This is a genomic window from Halorubrum rubrum, from assembly GCF_024494685.1.
GTDB lineage: Archaea > Halobacteriota > Halobacteria > Halobacteriales > Haloferacaceae > Halorubrum > Halorubrum rubrum.
Genome location: NZ_JANHDM010000011.1, coordinates 63,817 through 82,057, shown reverse-complemented (window position 1 = coordinate 82,057; position 18,241 = coordinate 63,817). Strand labels below are relative to the sequence as shown.

The window sequence follows — 18,241 nt, the reverse complement described above, 5'->3', positions numbered from 1 at the left end:
GATACGGCCGGGATCTCACGCCCGCGATCACAGGAGAGATCTGATAACCTCCTACAACGCCAACCGGACGACCGAGTAGACGCCGAACCCGAGCACCAGCGACCCGACGAGCGACGCGATCCACGCGAGCACGGTGTACCCCATCTTCGACCGGCTCACCCCCGAGTCCCCGGCGGCGTACCCCGCGCCGACGATCGCCGAGACGATGATCTCGTTGAACGAGACGGGGATCCCGAACGCGACCGCGGTCTGTGCGATGGCGAACGACGGAATGAGCGCCGATATCGACCGCCGCGGCCCCATCGAGGCGTAGTCCTGTGAGATCGCCTTGATCATCCGCGGCGCGCCGGTCCACGACCCGGCGAGCAGGCCGACGCCCCCGCCGACCAGAAGCGCCCACAGCGGCACGCCCACCTCGGAGAAGATCGGCACGAGCGGCCCGATCGCGAGGCCGACCTGCGAGCCGCCGGCGGAGAACGCTACGAGCCCGCCCATCGCGAGCAGGAAGCGGCGCTGTGCGCCCGCGCGGCCTCGACCGATGTCGACGTACACCGCGAGCGCGACGAGCGTGGCCGTCGCCGCCGTGACGGCGACGACCCCGACCCCGCCGGGGACGCCGAGTTCGGCGGAGACCGCCTCGGCGATCGACGCCTGTTCGCCCGCCGGACCGAGCAGCGCGAACCCGACGTTGGCGACGATCGCGCCGACCACGCCGGCCAGCGCTGCCGTGAGCCCGCGTTCCGGGAGGCGGTCGCCGATCAGCGTTCGGGCGACGCCGTAGGCGATCCCGCCGCCGACGAACGGGGTGAGCACCCACAGCGTGAGTATCTCGGTGTACTTCGGCCACGCGGGGTCGCCGCCCATCGCGAGGCCGACGCCGACGACCGCGCCGGTGACGGTGAACGCGGTCGCGATCGGGTAGCCGGCGAAGACGCCGATCGCGACGAGCACCGCGGCGGTGACGAGCGCGATGATCGCGGCGGTGGCGGTGAGCGTGATCCCGCCGATCAGCTCCGTGCCGACCGCCTCGGTGACGTTCGCCCCCTGGAGGACCGCCCCGAGGAGGCCGAGGACGCCGACGACGAGGCCGGCGCGCATCACCGAGATGGCGTTGGCTCCGACGGCCGGGGCGAACGGCGTCGACCCCGAGGAGCCGGCCCCGATGGACCACGCCATGAAGAGGCTCGCGATGCCGGCGACGAGGAGCGTGAGGATCGTGACGGCAACCATCGCTATCGCCGCCCGTCCTCGTACCCCTCACGCAGCCCCATCAGGGTGCGCCGGACGAGGAGGAAACCGAAGAAGAACAGCCCGAGCAGGCCGACGAGAACGAGCACGAACAGCGGCTCGACCGATATCATACAACGGATCTCCGTCGGCACCGAGTTAGGCGTTTCGACCCGACGGCCGAGCGAACACGGACCACGAGTGCTCGGCCCCGTCGGTCACTAAAACGCATTTTTGTGCCTCGGACACCTATAATACGGTACCGGGTCGATACACGAGTGCGACCCCCGCTTCGGCCCTCCGCCGAGTACCGATCGATGCCGGTACCCGGGATTCCACCGCGACCGAGGCACACGTCCGCCCTCCGTCCGCCCGGACGATCCCCCCTCGTCCGGACGGTCGACGCCTCCGGACCGACGGCCGCCTCCCCGACGGCCGCCCGTCCGATCGGGCCGAAGCGGGGAGTCGTCGCCGTCCGTCCCCACCCGTCCGACCGATCCCCCCTCCGTCGAGACGCGGGACGGACGCGTGCGCTCTTCCTCTCGGAGGTCGTCCGATCGACTTCGACGGTCGTCGTATCTATCCCTCGATCCGGAACCGCTCGAAGACATCGCCGTCGGGCGTGACGAGTCTCCCGTCGAGCCCGCCGTCTATCGGATCGAGTTCCGCGTGGGCCGGACGGTTTCCCCGCGGCTGAGCGTGGCTTCCCGGATTCAGGATCGGAACCCCTGTCGAGTCGTCGAAGCGCGGCCGATGCGTATGTCCGCAGATAGCGGCGTCAGCGTCGCGGCCGCGAGCGAGCATAACGAGGCCGGTATCGCCGCTTCGATGTCTGTGCGTCACCGCGAGGCGGACGCCGTCGAACTCGACGGTACGGACCTCAGGGAGCCGCTCGCGGATCGCCGCCTCGTCGTTGTTGCCGAACACGGCGCGGAGGGTGCCGGCCGCGGTGCGCTCGAACGCGTCGAGGACCGGCTCGCGGTAGAAGTCGCCCGCGTGGACGACGACCTCGGCCGCCTCGACCGCCTCGCGAGTCCGACCGCGGAGCTTCGGGTCGTCGGTGCTGTGGGTGTCCGAGACGACGACGAGCATGTCTCCGGGTTCCGGCGCGTGGCGGTTAAGCGTCGCGGGTGAAGGCGTGGGAGCGACGCCTCGTCACCGGACCGTCAACAGCCGGCGGAGGATGTCGCCGTAGGCGGGCCGCGTGATCAACACGCCGATGAGCACGCCGAGGATGGTGAAGATCGCGAACCCGGAGAGGTCGCCGAGGCTCAACACCATCAGCGGCGACATGGCGACGATGGTCGTCGCCGCGGCCGCGCCGATCACCCAGAACGCCCGGCGGAACCGCGAGTCGAACACCGTCCGGGAGTTGACCTCGCCCTCGCTCATCACCTCGTCGGCGATGATCACGAGGTCGTCGACGCCCGTCCCGACGACGGCGATGAAGCCGGCGATCACTGCGAGTTCGAGCGGGTATCCCACGAGCGCCGCGAACCCGAGCAGCGCGTACACCTCGGCGAGCGCGGTGACGATCATCGGGAGCGCCACCTTCGGCTCGCGGTAGCGGAGGAACACCACGCCGGCGACCGCGAACACCGCGAAGACGCCGGCGAACGCGGAGTAGAGCCGGAAGTTCTCCCCTTGCGTGGCGGAGATCGTCGAGGAGGTCCCCTGTCCGCTGATGTCGAGTTCGGCGGGGAGCGCGCCCGCACGGAGGTTGATCGAGATGGTCTGTGCGTCGGCGAAGGAGGTGGTCGTCAGCCGGAAGTTCCCGCTGTCGGCCCAACTCCCGCTCGCCATGCTCCGCGCGAGGCCGTCGTCCATCCCGAACGCGTTGACGACCTCGCCGTCGACGACGAGCAGCAGACAGGAGTCGCTGGACTCGCCGAGCGAGTTCGTCTCCATGTCGTAGTCACAGCGCGCGCCGCCGGAAGCGCTCGCGACGCCGTACTCCACGGCGGCGTCCTGGAACCGGACGGCCGGCGACCGCTCGCCCTCGGAAGCCTCGTTGACGACGGAGACCGGGACGTACGCACCGGAGCCCGACTCTCGCCTGCTCGCGGTCCCGATGTTCTCGAAGTCGCCCTGAACCAGGATCCCGTCGCTTCTCGCGGTGTCGTTCGTGGCGTTCGAGTCGGGGTACGCGATGGCGATCTCGACGGTCCCGCGCTCCTCTAAGAGGTCGATCACGTCCTGGCGACCCTGGCCGGGCACCTCGACGAGGATGAAGTACTCGCCGGTGATCGACTGGACCTGTTGGACGCTCCCGCCCGAGAGGCCGGCCTCGTTGATCTTCCCCTGGATGACCTCGACAGCCGCCTCGCGGGTCTCCTGGGTCACGCCGCTTCTGATCCCCTCGTACTCGTACCCCGAGGCGTCCATCGCCTCGCGGAACTCCTCCTCGCTCACCGACGTGTCGGTGACCTCGACGGCACCGGTGCCATCGGTTCCGGTCCCCTCGTCGTCGAGGGCCGCGTCGACCTCGCGGGTCGAGACGCCCTCCAGTTCGGCGGCGACGTCGCTCGCGACCTGCGTCGGAGTCTCGCCCGCGAAGTCGACGCCCGTCGCGGTGTATCCGACAAGCGGCGCGCGGATGCGGGTTCCGCCCGCGAGGTCGAGGCCGTACTGGAGGTTCGTCACCCCCTGCGTCGCGTCCTCGGCCGAGCCGCCCGGCGCGGTCTCGGGGGCGAACTGCGGGGCGAAGAGCGCGACCGTCGCGCCGAGCACGACGACGACGAGGAGCAGCACCCGCCAGTTCTCCTTTATCGGCTCGAACATCAGCGTTTCACCCCCTCGAACTTGTACCAGCGCAACAGCGCCACGTTCAGCAGGTACGTGTTCATCAGGTCCGCACAGAGCCCGATCGCGAGGATGATCCCGATGTCACGGAGGAGCCCGACTCCGAATATCGTCGCGACGATCGCCATCACGAGCATCGCGGCGATGGAGGTGACCGTCATCGTCACCCCGGTCCGCATCGCGCGGCTCACCGACTCGTAGAACTCGCCGGTCCGGCGCAACACGGAGTTGTTCAACAGGATGTCCGAGTCGACGCTGTACCCGATGATCATGAGGAGGGCGGCGACGATGCCGAGCGTCATCTCGATGCCGAGGAGGTTCATCGCGGCGACGGGGATCACGAGGTCCGAGAAGGCGGAGGCGACGATCGCCACGGAGGGGACGAACGTCCGGAACAGCGCGAAGACGAGCACGCTCATCCCGAGGAACGCGAGCGCGAGCCCGAAGATCGTCGTCCGCGCCGTGTCGGACGCGAAGCTCGGCGACACCTGGTCGATCGCCTCGACCGACAGCCCCGCCGCGTCCGCCTGCGTCTCCAGATCGCTCGCCAGTTCGCCAGGGTCGTCGTCGGCCGCGCGGAAGGTCACGACGTACACGTCGTCGGCCGGGATGGAGCGGACCGAGTCGGGCTCGCGGTCGAACGCCGTCTCGATCCGTTCCTCGACGTCCCCGCTCTCGTCGTCGGCGATGCGGAGCTCCACGCCGCCCGTGAACTCCAGACCGAGCGTCGCCGGCGCGCCGGTGGCGACGTACCACCCGCCGATCACGAGCACCGCCAGCGCGAGCACCGCCAGCGGCACGAGCACCAGCTGGCGGTTCGAGTACTCGGTGTAATCGACCTCCGGTACCTCGATCGCTGTCATGAAACCGATTCGTCCGTGAGCCCGAATAAGCCTTCTCATCAACTAACCGTTACGCACAGATACATAAACACACGAACAGTACTCGGAGGGTAGAACGATTCTCGGCGCAGACGCTATTGGGGATGAGTGAGAACGAGCGTTCGTGTATGGGTTCCGAGCAAACGGCGGCGGATGTGTTCGCGCTGCTTTCGGACGAGAGCCGGGTGGAGATCCTCCGGGCTGTCGCCGTGGCCCAATCCGAGCAGGCCCCGTCGAATTCGGGGTTTGCGCCGTTGTCGTTTTCAGCGATCTACGAGCGCGTCGAGATCGATAACACGTCGAAGCTCTCGTATCACCTCGGCGAGCTCGCGGGGACGTACCTTCGGAAGGTCGAGGGCGGCTACACGTTCACGCACGCTGGCGAGCAGATCGTTCGGTTCATCCTCGCCGAGAACTTCACGCAACCGCCCGACGTCGACGGTATCGAGACGGAAGGGATGTGCCTGTTCTGCGGGGAAACGCAGCTTGAGGCGGGGCTGGACGACCAGTACTTCATGGTGCGGTGTCCGTCGTGTGATCGGCCGGTGACCGGCTACATCGTGACGCCGGCGCAGGCGCGTGCGCGTTCGGGGCCGGCGTTGCTGGAGTCGCTCAAGCGGAAACAGGCGACGGAGTTCGGCCTCGTTCAAGAGGGGATCTGTCCCGAGTGTGCCGGGGAGATCCGGACCGAGGTTCTGGATGCGAGCGAGCAGTCGCTGCCCGGCGATGTACCGGTCTCGCATTTCACGGTCGACGAGTGTGAGGCGTGTCTACGCCGGTATAGCGGACCGCTGACGTACAGCGCGGCGTTTCGTCCCCCGTCGATCGCGTTTTACTGGGAGCACGGCGTCGATATTCTGGGGAGCGGGTGGTGGGAGCTCCATCGATATCTCAGAGAGGGCCGGTGGAGCGCCGAACGGATCGCTACTGATCCGGTTGAGTACCGAGTCGAGTTGCGTCACGAGGGTGCGGTGCTTCGGGTGTTCCTCGACGACGCTGCTCGGACGACGCGGACCGAGCGCGTGCGCGGTCGGGATCTCGATTGAGCTGGATCCGTCAATAGAGTTTCAAAATCGCGGTTGAGCGTTTCGGAGGTGTGGGCGCTGTTGTGCTTCGTTGTTCGTGTTTTGGCTGTTGAATACGGGCAGGCGCTTAACCGTGGTTTTGAAACCGGTCTGAAAATATATCAATTATTCGATAATATTTATCGGGCACGTTGTCCTCTCTTCGGATGAAGACCGAGGTGCTCACCGATGGCCAACAACGACACGATCAACACGTCGGACTCCCCCCGACACTCGACGGATCACGGAACGAAATCGTCGACCGACGGTCAGATGACCGTCCAGGACATCCAGGACGCCTACGCACGCTACGCGAGATGGATCGACCGGCTCGGCTGGCTGAATCGCCTGGTAACCGGGCGACATCGCCGCCGCCAGTTCTCCCACGCCGAGGGACGGGTACTCGACGTCGCGTGCGGAACGGGTGAGAACTTTCGGTACCTCCCGGAGTCAACCGAGATCGTCGGCATCGACGTCAGCGAACCGTTGTTGGAACGCGCCAGATCCGAGCTCGAGGCCCTCGAACGGGACGGGACCGTCACGCGGATGGACGCACAGGACCTCGAGTTCGAGGACGACAGTTTCGATACGGTCATCTCCTCGTTATCGACCTGTACGTTCCCCGATCCCGACGCGGCGCTTCGAGAGATGGCGCGCGTCTGTCGGCCCGACGGACGGGTCCTGTTGCTCGAACACGGTCGAAGCGACAACGGCCTCATCGCACGGTACCTGGACTGGCGCGCCGACGCCCACTACGAGAAGTCCGGCTGTCGAGTGACCCAAGAGCCGCTCTCCGTGGTCCGTCGAGCCGGGCTCTCCGTGGCTGAAGCCGAAACCGCGCAACTCGGCCGGATCACCCGAATAGCGTGTGACCCGGTCGTAGACGAGCCCGCGGAATGAGCGACCGGAACCCGAGTCGACGAACCAGCGATGCCGGGTACACATCCCGGCGAGCGGTTCTCGCCGGGCTCGGTACCCTCACCGTCTCCGGGCTGGCCAGTACAACGGGCAGAGCGACCGTCGGTGTCGAATCCATGGCTGAACCCGTCTCATCCCCTGAGAACCCGTTTCCTGACGCCGATGAGGTCGAATCGTTCGTCGATGACGTGATGACGCAGCGAGTCGGGACGACGACGCCGGGCGCGGCCGTGGCTATCGTTCGACGCGATGGTCCCATCCTCATCAAGGGATACGGCGACGCTGCTGTGGACTCCGGCACACCGGTTCGAGCACCCGAGACCGCGTTTCGCGTCGGTTCAGTCGGCAAGCTCGTAACGTGGACGGCCGTTATGCAAGGCGTCGAACGGGGCGTCCTCGATCTCGACGAGGATGTCAACCGTTATCTCGACGGTTCTGCGATCACGGTTCCGGAGACCGACGCGGAGCCGGTGACGCTACGCCACCTCGGAACTCACACCGCGGGGTTCGAGTCGGCGATCGATCCTGACGTGGTCGCTGACCCGAACGGTATCGAGCCGCTGGAAACCGTTCTCGCCGATGGGAAGCCGCGTCGCGTGCGCCCGCCGGGTGAACTAGTCGGGTACTCGAACTACGGGGCGGCCCTCGCCGGACACATCGTCGCGGAAGTCCACGATACCACGTTCGAGGAGTACGTCCAGTCAGAGATTTTCGAACCACTCGACATGAGCCACAGCACGTTCTCTCAGCCCGTCCGGGACGACTATTCTGGAACCCTCGCCGTAGGCCATACCCGAGATGGAGACGACTTCCAGTCCGCTGAGCCGGTGTACATCAATATGCGTCCGGCGGGGTCGATGACGGCGACGGCGCGTGATATGGCGGCGTTCATGTGCGCACACCTCGGTGCCGGTACGGTCGACGACACACGGATCTTACAGGCAGACACCGCACGAGTGATGTACGACCACCATCACGTGCGGCATCCCGCCGTCACCAACTGGCGGTACGGCTTCCACGAATACGGGAACCCGGACGCTGGAGTAATCGGTCATTCAGGCGCGACGGTTCACTTTTCGAGCCATCTCGTCCTCGCACCGGCAGCTGATATCGGGATCTTCGTGAACTACAACAGCAACAGCGGTGCGTCACCGCCACCGGGTGACGTGATCGACGAACTTCTTGTTACATACGGGCTTCGATCACCGTCGACTGACCCCTCACCGACACCACAGTCGGGGGGCCGGGAACGCGCGGAAACCGTTGCCGGCGAGTATAGCCTCTCCAGCCTGCCACGCCGCGGTCCGCTCCAACTGATCGATGTGCTGGAACACGTGTCAGTCGACCCCGCAGCCAACGGCCGTCTCCGCACGACGACGCTCGACGGCGATCCGCGGCAGTGGATCGAGACCGATCCGTACGTCTATCACGAGGTTGACGGGAACGATGTCCTGGCGTTCGAGGTCACGGACGGTGAGGTCGAGGCAATGCATCTGGCAAGCGAGCCGATCGGCGTCTACCGGCCAGTTCCGTTCCACGAACGCCAACTCGTCACCGGGAGCGCTCTCGGAGTACCCCTCGCCGGATTCGGCCTTTCGCTCGCCGGATGGGGCGGACGGCGCGTTCGGCAGCAGTGGAACCAGTACCGCACGGAGACGGATTCGGTCACCGAGAGGAAACACACCGAATGACGGACCACTCCAGAGCGACCGCTTCCCAGCAGTCAGGCGACCCCACCGAACACACGGACGGTGACGAGAGAACGGGAGATCTCACCCCTCGAGGGCGTCGTCTCACGTGGCTCGCTCGTACGGCCAGCGTCGGACTGAGTGCCGTTTCCCTCGGATTTGTCCTGCTCCTGGTAGTCGTCATTGAGAGGGGCGGCGAACTCGCGCTCATCACGCGACCGGTCCCGATGCAAGTCGCGCTCACACTCCCGTCCCTCGTCGTGTTTTTCACGCTCGTGACGACTGCCGGCGCACTACTCGCGTGGTGGAATCGGTGCTGGTCACGGAGAGCCCGTATTCACCAAACACTACTGGCAGTTCTCGGACTCGGGTTCAGTTGGCAACTCGTCAGGCTCGACTTCATCACGTTGTCCACCGTTTTCTAGTTTCTCTCAGTCCGATACTCGGCATGGAGAGAGGATCGCATCCCTTCTTCTCTCTCCAGAACCGCGAAACGGCGCTCCGAACCGCTCCCGAACTCAGGGCAGGTACCGCACGCTGAGCACGCCCGGCTCCGCCCGGACCTCGACGCGGTTCACCCCGAGCCTGGCGGCTCTCGAGAGCGTTCCCTCGCGATCCGAGAGCACGTCCCCGGCCGCCTCCTCGGTCGCGTCCTCCGGCGGCGACAACACGTGGATCTCGCCGATCCCGGCGCGCGGTTCGCGAGTCAACTCCCCCGTCTCTAGGTCGGCGGCCAGTTCACGCTCGTGAACCGTCGGGGGCTCCTCGCTGCGCTCGAGCGAGAGCGACCGTCGCTCTTCCAGTTCGATCACCCGGTAGGTGACCTCCATCGGCGGGTCGGGCGCGACGGTCGCCTCGACGGCGTCGTCGACCGCCAGCCCCGGATTCGAGCTCAGCGTGTGGACTTGGCCGTCCTCGGCGTCCTTGAGCACCGCGGAGTCCTCCTCGACGTGGGTGACGAGGAACGTTCCCTCCTTTTCGTCGGTCATCGTCGGCGCTAGGCCGCCGAGCCATTTCCGGGTTTCGAGCCGTCCTCGTCGTCGTCTCGGAGCCGGTAGTGTGTCCAGAACACGACCGCGGCGGCGAGAACGGGGAAGAGCGCTCCGGCCGGCCGGGGGAGCGCGTACAGCGCCGACAGCAGCACGGACTCGGTCGGGTCGCGCAGGTCCGCGGGCGCGGTGACGATAAGCCCGAGGTACAGCGAGGCTAAGAAGAGAAAGCCCGCGTACGCCAGCTTCCGGTCGTAGCCGGCCGCGACGGGAAGCTCCCGACGGTGCCGGCGGGCGACGAAGAGCAGCGGGGCCAGAAGCGGGGCGACGGCGGCGAATCCCAAAACCACGTACAAAGAGCGCGTGAACAGGTACGTCCCGCTCGGGACGCCGGCGGTTTCGGCCATCCAGACGACGAGGGCGAGCGCGACCACGAGCGCGATGGCCGCGGTCGCCAGCGTGCCGATAACCCCGTAGACGCGCATCGTCCACGAGTCGGTGTTGCGGATCGCGTACGGGATCGCGCCGAACACCCCACGGTAGCTGTCGGTCATCACGCGCCCTTGGAGCGACGGGCGATTAAACCTCTCGTCCGCGAGGTTTTACACCCCGCGGGGCGATCGGCGACCGTGGGACTCTACGACGCGTATCTCACGGTTCGCCACCGCCTCCACGAGGGAGACCCGCCAGAGCACGTCGCCATCGTCATCACCGAGCGCGACCTGCTCGCGGACGGCGCGCTCGACACCCTCGCCGCGGCGCTCGGCTGGGCGTTCGACTACGGGGCGGAGCGGGTGACCGTCTCCGTCTCCGTGCTCGACGAGGCGGTGGTCCCCGCGCTCGTCCGAGAGTTCCGGGAGCTGGACGCGCCGCGGCCGATGTCGATCCGCGGTCCGGGCGACACCGAGTCGGCGGGCGCTCCGATCCGCGTGAACGTCGGCCTCGGTGGAAAAGCCGAGTTCGCCGCCGCGGTCCGCGACATCGCCGCCGACGTCGACGCCGGCGAGTTGCGGCCCGAAGAGATCGACGAGGCGGCCGTCACGGACCGGTTGGTGTTCCCGACCGAACCCGATCTGGTGATCAAGACCGGCGCGGAGCGGCTCTCGGATTTCGCCATCTGGCAGTCGGTGTACGCCGAACTCTACTTCACCGACGTGAACTGGCGGGAGTTCAGGCGGCGAGACTACCTCCGTGCCGTCCTCGACTTTCAGGACAGACAGCGACGGTTCGGCCGGTGAGGCTCGGGCGAACGTCAACCGAACCGCATTCGGCCTCACCAGACGAACCGGAAGAGGAGTCCGAAGGCGGCGAGCGCGCCGAGCGTCGAGAGCAGCGGGACGACGTTCTGTAGGACGACGATCCGGGCGGTCGTCGACGGGTTGAACAGGTCCGCCGCCGCCGGGATGTCCGCGGGGTCCTCCTCGCCGATCCCCTCGGGCTCGTCGCCGGGTTCGTCGGCCTTCAGCGCGCCGACGGAGACGTTCGTCTCCCCGCCGCCGCGGATCCCCTCGCCGACGGTGACCGTCCGGGTCGCGCGGCCCCATCCGAGTCCGACGATCGACATCGTCGCGATGATGACGAACGACGCGGGGATCCCGATGGCCGAGAGGCCGACGACGATCCCCGAGGAGACGACGGCGACGACGATCGCCGCGGTGAGCGGGAGGTCGGTGATGTCGTTGCCGAGGGTGTCGAGCGTACGCCGTGCGATGGTGAACGCGCCGACCGCGACCGCGGCGCTCCCGAGAAGGATCATGGGGTTCATCTCGACGACGCCCGCGCCGACGAGCGGTGCGATCGCGTTCGCGATGTTCGAGGTTCCCGAGGAGAACGCCATCAGACAGCCGATGGCGACGACGATGATCGCGCCGCCGACCTCCCGGCGCGTCGTCTCCGGTCCGAGGCCGGGACGCGGAACGGTCCCCGACTGGTCGAACTCGAGGAGCGGACCGTCGGTGCTCTCGATCGCGATCCACTGGTTGATCCGCGGGTAGAAGTACCGGCCGATGACGCCCGAGACCCAGAATCCGATGATCGGCGCGACGATCCACCAGACCGCGATCTCGCCCATCACGCCCCAGTCGAGGCTGCCGGTCGCGACGCCGAGGCCGGCTATCGCGCCCACCGCCGTCATCGACGTCGACGCCGGAACACCGTAGTAGTTGCCGACGAAGAGCGCCCCGCCGATGAAAAACAGCACGACGATGCTCGTCTCGAGGGTGAACACGTCACCGCGCGTGACGAGTTCCCGTCCCAGCGTGTCGACGACGCGCCGGCCGAGCGTTCCCGCACCGATGAAGAAGAAGACCGACATGAGCGCCGCGGCTCCGACCTTCGAGAGGACGCCGGAACCGACGGCGGGACCGAACGCCGGCCCCGTCGTCGAGCCCCCGACGTTGTATCCGACGAACACCGTGACCGCTAACCCGACGACGAGAAGAAGTTCGACCATATACCGATCGGAGTGTATTCTCACGGTTAAGCCGTCCGTTTCCCGGAAAGATACGCCGCCGAAACGGTGCGGACGTGAGCGTGAAACGCCCGTCTCGGCCGTTGGAGTCGATCGAAAACCGCACTGATCGAGATCGTCGCGAGCGACGCCAGACGTTCGCTTCGCTCACACCTCGCTCCGCTCGCCGCACGACTGATAGCGTTCAAATCTCTCGGCGTATCTCGCTCACTTGTTCACAGAAAGCACCGGCCGAGACTCCCGCTCGTTTCACTCGCGGGAGTCAGGCGGGTGCACGACCGAAGGGAGTGCACCGGCCGAGATTTGAACTCGGGTTGCAACCATGGCAAGGTTGCGTGATACCACTACACTACCGGTGCGTGCTTCGCAATAGAGGATGGTCGGGTCGGATATTTAAATCTGTCACATCGAGACGGCACGCGGATCGTCCCCGGTTCGCTCCCGAAACGGTCGGACGGGCGTTCGACGATGGAAGGGCGGGGGAGCAGGTCGATCGGGCGGGCTGTGACCCGGATCGTCGCCGTCGCGTGGGCGGTTTCCAAAGGTCTTTGCCCTTGCCTACCGAACGGATCGGTAATGGACGATGTCGCGCGGGCGCGTGATGCCGCACGCGAGGCGCTCGCGAACGTCGAGCCCGAACGCCTCCGTGAAACCCTCGACGACCGGCTCGCCGACGCCGCGGTAACCCCCGGTGTCCTCTCGCTCGTCACCGCCCGCGCGCTCGACCCCGACGTCGACCTCGAGGGGGTCGTCGACCGGGCCGCCGGCGTCCAACTCATCTACGAGGGGCTCCGACTCACCCGGTGGCTCGCTCACGAGGAGCCGTGGGCGACCGCCGCCACCCGCGAGTCCGACATCGACGCCGACATGGACGTGCTCGCCGCGGACGTGCTCGTCTCCCGCGGGTTCTCGCTTCTGGCACACACCGGCGCGGCGGCCGCGGCCGTCGAGGTCGTGCGCGCGTTCGGCCGCGACCAGACCCGACGCGCGGAGGAGGGACTCGATCCCGCCGAGGCGACGGCGCTCGACCGGAACCTGGAAGTGGACGCGCTCGAGCTCGCGGTCGTCGCGGGCACCACCGCGGTCGGCGGCGATCCGCCGGCGGAGCTGCTCGAGTACGCCCGCGAACTCGCCGCCGACTGCGACCGGGAGTTCCCACCACCGGGGCGGGCGCTGCCCGAGGCGACTGCCGACCGCATCGCCGACATCTCCGACCGGGCCGTGAGCGCGACCGACCGATAGCCGTGGAATCCGACGACACGGACGGTGTGGATCGAAACCCCTAAAGTCGGTTCCGGTCAACGACGTATTGCGCGCCTGGGTAGCTTAGCGGTAAAGCGCGTCCTTGGTAAGGACGAGACCCCGGGTTCAAATCCCGGCCTAGGCTCTTTCTGCCGTACACTTCTTGTGCGCAGACTGTTCCGGCTACGCTCGTCTGAACGAATCCCGTTCAAGATTCGCGTCTCGCGCTAAACAGGGCATCCCTCGCCGTACTGCGATTCGATGAAGTGTCAGTACACATAAACAAACACACAGACAGCGGCGGGATAGACCAGAAATCGACCGAGGGCGCGTCCCCTCAGGGACACTCTTGATTTCGCTAATCCGCGCTCACAGAGAGAGGGATGAAACGTAGTCAAGAATGTGATATAAAAATCCCCTCGATGCGGCTATCCACGTCGGTTACGCGGTGAGTGAGCCTCCGCCGAAACGACTATTGGTAAGACCAGCGTATTACGTCTATATGTCCGAAGCGGCCACAAACGACGACGGCGAGGACGACATCGCCACGGTGAACTTCAAACTCACCGAGTCGTTCCTCGAACAGGTAGACGATACGTGGCAGGGACGCGGGTTCAACAGTCGGAGCGAGTTCATCCGGTACACGCTTCGGGACGCCGTCGAGTTCCCGACGTTCGACCGCGACGAACTCGTCGCCCTGCTCGAAGCCGAGGAGGACATCCGCGAGGGACGGACGACGAGCGCCGAGGAGGCCCGCGAGCGGTTCGGCACGAGCGATGAGTGACGACGGGTAGACGTGGGAACTCTCCTCGACGGCCGAAGACGACCTCGACGGACTATCCCCCGCCGACCAAGACCGGATACTCGACAAGCTCGACGAAATCGTCTCCTCGCCGTGGCGCGACCCGCCGGACTACGGCGAGCCGCTCCAGAACAGCCCGTACAAGAAGATACGCGTCGGGGAGTTTCGGCTCTCCGTGAGCTTCCGGCAGGACGACGGGCGGCTCGTCGTCGCACGTATCAAGCGTCGGGGCGGCGCGTACACCGCTGACGACGACTAAGTGACGAAAACCCCTCGATGCGGCGAGGGACGGGTAGCGGATTCGTTCGTCTCCCTACGGCGCCAGCGCGACGACCGCGAACGTCTCCGTGCGGGTCGTCCCGTGGACGACATCGAAGCCGGCCGCCTCCAGCATCGCGGTCGCGTCCGCCAGGCCGTACCGCTCCCCGGTCGGCGGTCCGTCCTCGCCGCTCCCGTCGGCCGACCAGTCGAAGACGGCGAGCCGGCCGTCGGTCCGAAGCACCCGACCGAGCTCGGCGACCGCGTCGTCGTCGGCGAACTCGTGGAACGTCATCGTCGAGAAGGCGGCGTCGAGCGCACCCGCGTCGAACGGCAGATCGGCCACGTCGCTTTCGACGAGCTCGACGTTCTCGGGAAGTCCCTTCTCGCGGTAGCGATCGTTCATCTCCGCTTGAACGTCGACGCCGTACACCGTCCCGGCGTGGGGGGCGACGTCGTCGGTGTAAAAGCCCGTACCGCTGCCCAGGTCGACGACCGTCCCGTTCGGTGCGGGATCGACCGCGTCGACCAGCTCCTCGCGGGAGACCCAGGCGTAGCGCTCGGGGTCTTCCAGCTTCGCCGCCCGGTCGGCGTCGAACGTGTGAAATCCCATACGGCTGTATTGTGTCGACCGCGCAAAAATCGGTCGATCCCGGCTTCGTCTATGGGACGGCGGTCGTCCCGTCGACGCCTACGGCTCCCCGGAAAGCGCCTCGACGACGTCGTCGATCTCCCGCTCCGTCGAGACCGCGTGGACCGACACGCGGACCGCGTCCGGGTGCGGGAGGTCCCGGATGACGATCCCCCGATCGAGGAGGCGCTCGACGGTCGCCTCCGGCTCCGCGACGTCGACGGTGACGAGCCCGGTCTCGTACTCGCTCGGGCTCAGCAGCCGCTCCTCGTCGAGCCCCGCCTTCAGGCGATCGGTGAGGTCCGCGATCCGGTCCGTGACCGCGTCGAGGCCGATCGATTCGATCGCGTCGATCCCCTCGAGCAGCCCGACGTGTGCCGCCGGCGTCGTGGTGCCGACCTCGAAGCGCTTCGCGCCGGGCGCGTACTCGATGTCGTGAGCGGTGGGCGTCTCCACCCCGCGGTAGCCGACGGAACTCGGCGTCATCTCCTCGGCGACCGCGCGGTCGACGTAGAGGAAGCCCGCCCCCCACGGCCCGAGCAGCCACTTGTGGCCGGCACCCGCGACCGCGTCCGCGCCCCACGCGTGGAGGTCGACGGGGACCTGCCCCGGCGACTGGACCGCGTCGACGAGCGTGAACGCGCCAGCGTCGTTCGCGACCTCGACGAGGTCCCGGACGGGCAGGCGCGTGCCATGCGTCCAGGTGATCGCGCTGAAACAGGCGAGCCGCGCGTCGGCGACCGCGTCGGCGAAGGCGTCACGGTCGATCCGGCCGCCCTCGGTCTCGACGACGCGGACCTCGATTCCGACCTCCTCCTCGAGCTGCCGCCAGGGGAGGACGCCCGCCGGGTGTTCGAGGTCGGTCCGGACGACGACGTCGCCGGGCTCCCAGTCGATCGCGGCCGCGATCCGCGCGATCCCGTCGGTCGTGCTCTCCGTCAGGGCTATCTCCTCGGCGTCGGCCCCGAGGAAGTCGGCGATCCGCTCGCGGACCGTCTCGTAGGTCCCGAACGCACGCTCGTACGGATCGGTCCCGGTCGGGTCGTACTCGTGGTCGGCGAGGAAGTCGGCGGCGGCGTCGACGACGTACTTCGGGCTCGGTCCGTGCGCGCCGTAGTTGAGGTACGCGGTGTCCTCGTCCAGCGCCGGAACGTCAGCCCGCAGCTCTCGCGGCGTCATGCCCGCGGCCTCCGCGTCGAGCCGTACATCACTCGAGACGGCCGGAGACGGCCTCCCGGAGGGCGTCCTCGGTCTGCGCGCCGACCATCCGGTCGGCGACTTCCCCGTCGGCGAACACCAGGAGCGTCGGAATTCCCTGGACGCCGTACTCGCCGGCGAGTCCCTGGTGCCGATCGACGTCGACCTTGAGGACCGCCGCGTCCGTCTCGGCCGCGACGGCCTCGACCGCCGGCTCCATCATCTGGCACGGCCCACACCAGTCGGCGTAGAAGTCCACGAGCACGACGTCGTGTTCGGCGACGCGGTCGTCGAAGTCGGCCGCCTCCTCGAGCCCGACGGGTTCGGTCGGCACGGATTCGCTGGTTTGTGTCATCACCGAGAGATACGCACCCCACGCTCATAACGGTTTTGGATGCTCGATACAATACTCCGTCCTGGGGGGAGAACGGTTTGCCGCCGGACGGGCCGCTCACTCGCCTCGCTGGGCCGAGCCGGGGACGCCGCGGGTCCGTCGCACCGCGAGCGCACCGTGATAGAGGATCATCGTACAGACGAGCAGCGCGGACCCGATCAACAGGACGAAGCTGAGCCGGTCGAGGATCGGCATCGCGAGCCACGCGGAGAGCTCGCCGATCCCTACCGCGGCGCTGGCGACGAGCAGCATGAGCCCGAAGTAGATCGTCACGTCCTCCTCGTCGACGTAGGCGGTCGCGCTCGAGCCGATCCGTGCGCCGAGCGCGCTGCCCACGAGCAGCGCCGTGACGATCCCGAGGTCGATCACGCCCGCGCGGCCGTAGGTGAACGCGCCCACCGCTCCGGACATGAGCCCGCCGAAGAGGCTCGTCCCGACCGCGGCCGCGAGCGACGTGCCGATCACGTAGTAGATCGCCGGCATCCTGACGAACCCGCCGCCGACCCCGAGGAAGCCGGAGACGAGTCCGACGCCGCCGCCGACTCCGGAGATCGTCCACAGCGACGCCCGGCTGCCGTCCGCGAGGGTCATCATCGGCGGTATCTCGTACGACTGGATCTTCCGGGCGATCGCCGGGACCTCGTCGTCCGCACTCTCGTCGTCGACGTCGCCGCTTCCGTCGTCGACGCCGTCGTTCTCGTCGCCGTCGGCATCCGTGTCGTCGTCCTCGGTATCGAGCGCGCTCCGCGTGAACAACACGCCGATCGCCGCCAGCAGAAGCACGTACGCGACGCCGACGACGACGTTCGCGATCCCCAACACTTCGAGGCCGAAGACGAGTCGGCTCCCGAGCTCGATGCCGACGGTGATCCCGACGAACATCAGCGCGCCGAGCTTGTAGTCGACCTGCCCGGCGTCGTGATGTTTCATGGTCGCGATCGCGGCGGTCCCGAACACGAACGCCATCGAGCTGCCGATGGCGACCGGGGCCGGGTACCCCAGGATCAACAGCGCGGGCGTCACGAGGAACGACCCCCCCATCCCGAAGAACCCGAAGAACACGCCCACCATGAAGCCGAAGGCGACGAACAGGCCGAAGATCTCCGGGCCGAGACCGAGGAGTTCGGTCGTTGCGAGCGAGCCGATCATCTCCCGTTCGCGAGCCGATCCAGGACGGCCGGCCCGACCGTCTTCTCGACGGCCCCGTACCCGACGTAGAGGGCGATCGCCTCGAGGAGGACGATCCCGATCACCGCCAGTGCCTGTACCGACGGCGACGCGCCCGCGAGGAGCCCGGCACCGGTCATCGGCTCCCCCCGTCTCGCGCCGCCCGCGTCCCGTTCCGAGTCGGCCGATCGATGTCGGTCATGTACCCGAAGGTAGCCGGCAGGGAGATATAACGGTTTTGGGTTAGTTATACAATACTATATTCGCGTGAGAGACGGGGAACGATGGATAACGTACGGATATTATTTTCGGAGACCCAAGCCGAAAGCGACGATCCTCGGATCGGGAGCCGATCCGTCCCGACCGCTCGTGATCAGTCCCGTGACTGGATCCCGACCGGCGATCGCAGCATCTCACCGGCCCATCTCGCGTGAGTTTTTCCGTGGGATCTCTCTACACAACCATCCTGATTTCACGCCGACGTGTTCTCCGCACGTGAGAATCCACACCC

At 67.2% G+C, this 18,241-nt stretch carries 19 protein-coding genes, 2 tRNA genes and 1 pseudogene; 8 read left to right on the top strand and 14 right to left on the bottom strand.

Going from position 1 to position 18,241, the window contains the following annotated elements:
- Positions 1-51 precede the first annotated feature (51 nt).
- The 5 genes from NO889_RS12615 to secF form a co-directional block, all read right to left on the bottom strand.
- Positions 52-1,230, bottom strand: a complete 1,179-nt coding sequence (locus tag NO889_RS12615; RefSeq protein WP_256412598.1) for an inorganic phosphate transporter — start codon at positions 1,228-1,230, stop codon at positions 52-54.
- A gap of 2 nt (positions 1,231-1,232) precedes the next feature.
- Positions 1,233-1,361, bottom strand: coding sequence for a DUF7859 family protein (locus NO889_RS12610; protein ID WP_255417636.1), 129 nt, complete (start codon positions 1,359-1,361; stop codon positions 1,233-1,235).
- Between the two features lie 445 nt (positions 1,362-1,806).
- Positions 1,807-2,319, bottom strand: a complete 513-nt coding sequence (locus NO889_RS12605; protein WP_256412597.1) for a metallophosphoesterase — start codon at positions 2,317-2,319, stop codon at positions 1,807-1,809.
- Positions 2,320-2,382: 63 nt separating this feature from the next.
- Positions 2,383-4,008 (bottom strand): preprotein translocase subunit SecD, encoded by a 1,626-nt coding sequence (locus NO889_RS12600; protein ID WP_256412596.1) that lies wholly within the window; start codon positions 4,006-4,008, stop codon positions 2,383-2,385.
- On the bottom strand, positions 4,008-4,892 hold the full coding sequence (secF, locus tag NO889_RS12595) for a protein translocase subunit SecF (protein WP_256412595.1): 885 nt from the start codon (positions 4,890-4,892) through the stop codon (positions 4,008-4,010). Before secF ends, NO889_RS12600 begins: the two co-directional genes overlap by 1 nt.
- A gap of 146 nt (positions 4,893-5,038) precedes the next feature.
- Between secF and NO889_RS12590 the strand changes: the two genes are divergently transcribed.
- From NO889_RS12590 to NO889_RS12580, 3 genes are all read left to right on the top strand, one after another.
- Positions 5,039-5,956 (top strand): winged helix-turn-helix domain-containing protein, encoded by a 918-nt coding sequence (locus NO889_RS12590; protein WP_256412594.1) that lies wholly within the window; start codon positions 5,039-5,041, stop codon positions 5,954-5,956.
- 207 nt (positions 5,957-6,163) lie between these two features.
- Positions 6,164-6,874: a class I SAM-dependent methyltransferase gene (locus NO889_RS12585; protein WP_256412593.1), complete on the top strand. Its 711-nt coding sequence runs from the start codon at positions 6,164-6,166 to the stop codon at positions 6,872-6,874.
- Positions 6,871-8,583, top strand: a complete 1,713-nt coding sequence (locus NO889_RS12580) for a serine hydrolase domain-containing protein (protein ID WP_256412592.1) — start codon at positions 6,871-6,873, stop codon at positions 8,581-8,583. Before NO889_RS12585 ends, NO889_RS12580 begins: the two co-directional genes overlap by 4 nt.
- Before the next feature lie 515 nt (positions 8,584-9,098).
- Here the strand turns inward: NO889_RS12580 and NO889_RS12575 are convergent.
- Complete coding sequence (locus NO889_RS12575) at positions 9,099-9,569, bottom strand: DUF5812 family protein (RefSeq protein WP_256412591.1); 471 nt, start codon at positions 9,567-9,569, stop codon at positions 9,099-9,101.
- An 8-nt stretch (positions 9,570-9,577) separates the two neighbouring features.
- Positions 9,578-10,123: a DUF8056 family protein gene (locus NO889_RS12570; RefSeq protein WP_256412589.1), complete on the bottom strand. Its 546-nt coding sequence runs from the start codon at positions 10,121-10,123 to the stop codon at positions 9,578-9,580.
- A gap of 75 nt (positions 10,124-10,198) precedes the next feature.
- Here NO889_RS12570 and NO889_RS12565 point away from each other — a divergent pair, with 75 nt between their 5' ends.
- Positions 10,199-10,807 carry an undecaprenyl diphosphate synthase family protein gene (locus NO889_RS12565; protein ID WP_256412588.1) on the top strand — a complete coding sequence of 203 codons (609 nt, stop codon included), beginning with the start codon at positions 10,199-10,201 and terminating at the stop codon, positions 10,805-10,807.
- A 35-nt stretch (positions 10,808-10,842) separates the two neighbouring features.
- Here NO889_RS12565 and NO889_RS12560 read toward each other — a convergent pair whose 3' ends face one another.
- Positions 10,843-12,021 carry an inorganic phosphate transporter gene (locus NO889_RS12560; protein WP_256412587.1) on the bottom strand — a complete coding sequence of 393 codons (1,179 nt, stop codon included), beginning with the start codon at positions 12,019-12,021 and terminating at the stop codon, positions 10,843-10,845.
- A gap of 306 nt (positions 12,022-12,327) precedes the next feature.
- Positions 12,328-12,398: transfer RNA gene (locus NO889_RS12555), tRNA-Gly, on the bottom strand.
- 217 nt (positions 12,399-12,615) lie between these two features.
- Here NO889_RS12555 and NO889_RS12550 point away from each other — a divergent pair.
- The 4 genes and pseudogenes from NO889_RS12550 to NO889_RS12535 all read left to right on the top strand — a co-directional run bounded on the left by NO889_RS12550 (position 12,616) and on the right by NO889_RS12535 (position 14,342).
- On the top strand, positions 12,616-13,281 hold the full coding sequence (locus tag NO889_RS12550; RefSeq protein ID WP_256412586.1) for a DUF7114 family protein: 666 nt from the start codon (positions 12,616-12,618) through the stop codon (positions 13,279-13,281).
- A 73-nt stretch (positions 13,282-13,354) separates the two neighbouring features.
- Positions 13,355-13,426: transfer RNA gene (locus NO889_RS12545), tRNA-Thr, on the top strand.
- A gap of 357 nt (positions 13,427-13,783) precedes the next feature.
- Entirely contained in the window at positions 13,784-14,065 is a 282-nt protein-coding gene (locus tag NO889_RS12540) for a ribbon-helix-helix domain-containing protein (protein ID WP_256412585.1), read from the top strand.
- Positions 14,058-14,342: pseudogene (locus tag NO889_RS12535) on the top strand (type II toxin-antitoxin system RelE family toxin). The gene NO889_RS12540 and the pseudogene NO889_RS12535 overlap by 8 nt, the downstream one beginning before the upstream one ends.
- 54 nt (positions 14,343-14,396) lie before the next feature.
- Here the strand turns inward: NO889_RS12535 and NO889_RS12530 are convergent.
- From NO889_RS12530 to NO889_RS12510, 5 genes are all read right to left on the bottom strand, one after another.
- Positions 14,397-14,954, bottom strand: a complete 558-nt coding sequence (locus NO889_RS12530; protein WP_256412584.1) for a class I SAM-dependent methyltransferase — start codon at positions 14,952-14,954, stop codon at positions 14,397-14,399.
- Between the two features lie 78 nt (positions 14,955-15,032).
- Positions 15,033-16,151, bottom strand: a complete 1,119-nt coding sequence (locus NO889_RS12525) for an aminotransferase class V-fold PLP-dependent enzyme (RefSeq protein ID WP_256412583.1) — start codon at positions 16,149-16,151, stop codon at positions 15,033-15,035.
- A gap of 28 nt (positions 16,152-16,179) precedes the next feature.
- Entirely contained in the window at positions 16,180-16,524 is a 345-nt protein-coding gene (gene trxA / locus NO889_RS12520) for a thioredoxin (protein ID WP_256412582.1), read from the bottom strand.
- 96 nt (positions 16,525-16,620) lie between these two features.
- Complete coding sequence (locus NO889_RS12515; RefSeq protein WP_256412581.1) at positions 16,621-17,712, bottom strand: sulfite exporter TauE/SafE family protein; 1,092 nt, start codon at positions 17,710-17,712, stop codon at positions 16,621-16,623.
- On the bottom strand, positions 17,709-17,870 hold the full coding sequence (locus NO889_RS12510) for a DUF7512 family protein (protein WP_256412580.1): 162 nt from the start codon (positions 17,868-17,870) through the stop codon (positions 17,709-17,711). Before NO889_RS12510 ends, NO889_RS12515 begins: the two co-directional genes overlap by 4 nt.
- Positions 17,871-18,241 lie beyond the last annotated feature (371 nt).

Coding starts and splice junctions, on each gene's coding strand:
- NO889_RS12615 (WP_256412598.1), bottom strand. CDS start 1,230: ATGGTTGCCGTCACGATCCTCACGCTCCTCGTCGCCGGCATCGCGAGC.
- NO889_RS12610 (WP_255417636.1), bottom strand. CDS start 1,361: ATGATATCGGTCGAGCCGCTGTTCGTGCTCGTTCTCGTCGGCCTGCTC.
- NO889_RS12605 (WP_256412597.1), bottom strand. CDS start 2,319: ATGCTCGTCGTCGTCTCGGACACCCACAGCACCGACGACCCGAAGCTC.
- NO889_RS12600 (WP_256412596.1), bottom strand. CDS start 4,008: ATGTTCGAGCCGATAAAGGAGAACTGGCGGGTGCTGCTCCTCGTCGTC.
- secF (WP_256412595.1), bottom strand. CDS start 4,892: ATGACAGCGATCGAGGTACCGGAGGTCGATTACACCGAGTACTCGAAC.
- NO889_RS12590 (WP_256412594.1), top strand. CDS start 5,039: ATGGGTTCCGAGCAAACGGCGGCGGATGTGTTCGCGCTGCTTTCGGAC.
- NO889_RS12585 (WP_256412593.1), top strand. CDS start 6,164: ATGGCCAACAACGACACGATCAACACGTCGGACTCCCCCCGACACTCG.
- NO889_RS12580 (WP_256412592.1), top strand. CDS start 6,871: ATGAGCGACCGGAACCCGAGTCGACGAACCAGCGATGCCGGGTACACA.
- NO889_RS12575 (WP_256412591.1), bottom strand. CDS start 9,569: ATGACCGACGAAAAGGAGGGAACGTTCCTCGTCACCCACGTCGAGGAG.
- NO889_RS12570 (WP_256412589.1), bottom strand. CDS start 10,123: ATGACCGACAGCTACCGTGGGGTGTTCGGCGCGATCCCGTACGCGATC.
- NO889_RS12560 (WP_256412587.1), bottom strand. CDS start 12,021: ATGGTCGAACTTCTTCTCGTCGTCGGGTTAGCGGTCACGGTGTTCGTC.
- NO889_RS12550 (WP_256412586.1), top strand. CDS start 12,616: ATGGACGATGTCGCGCGGGCGCGTGATGCCGCACGCGAGGCGCTCGCG.
- NO889_RS12540 (WP_256412585.1), top strand. CDS start 13,784: ATGTCCGAAGCGGCCACAAACGACGACGGCGAGGACGACATCGCCACG.
- NO889_RS12530 (WP_256412584.1), bottom strand. CDS start 14,954: ATGGGATTTCACACGTTCGACGCCGACCGGGCGGCGAAGCTGGAAGAC.
- NO889_RS12525 (WP_256412583.1), bottom strand. CDS start 16,151: ATGACGCCGCGAGAGCTGCGGGCTGACGTTCCGGCGCTGGACGAGGAC.
- trxA (WP_256412582.1), bottom strand. CDS start 16,524: ATGACACAAACCAGCGAATCCGTGCCGACCGAACCCGTCGGGCTCGAG.
- NO889_RS12515 (WP_256412581.1), bottom strand. CDS start 17,712: ATGATCGGCTCGCTCGCAACGACCGAACTCCTCGGTCTCGGCCCGGAG.
- NO889_RS12510 (WP_256412580.1), bottom strand. CDS start 17,870: ATGACCGGTGCCGGGCTCCTCGCGGGCGCGTCGCCGTCGGTACAGGCA.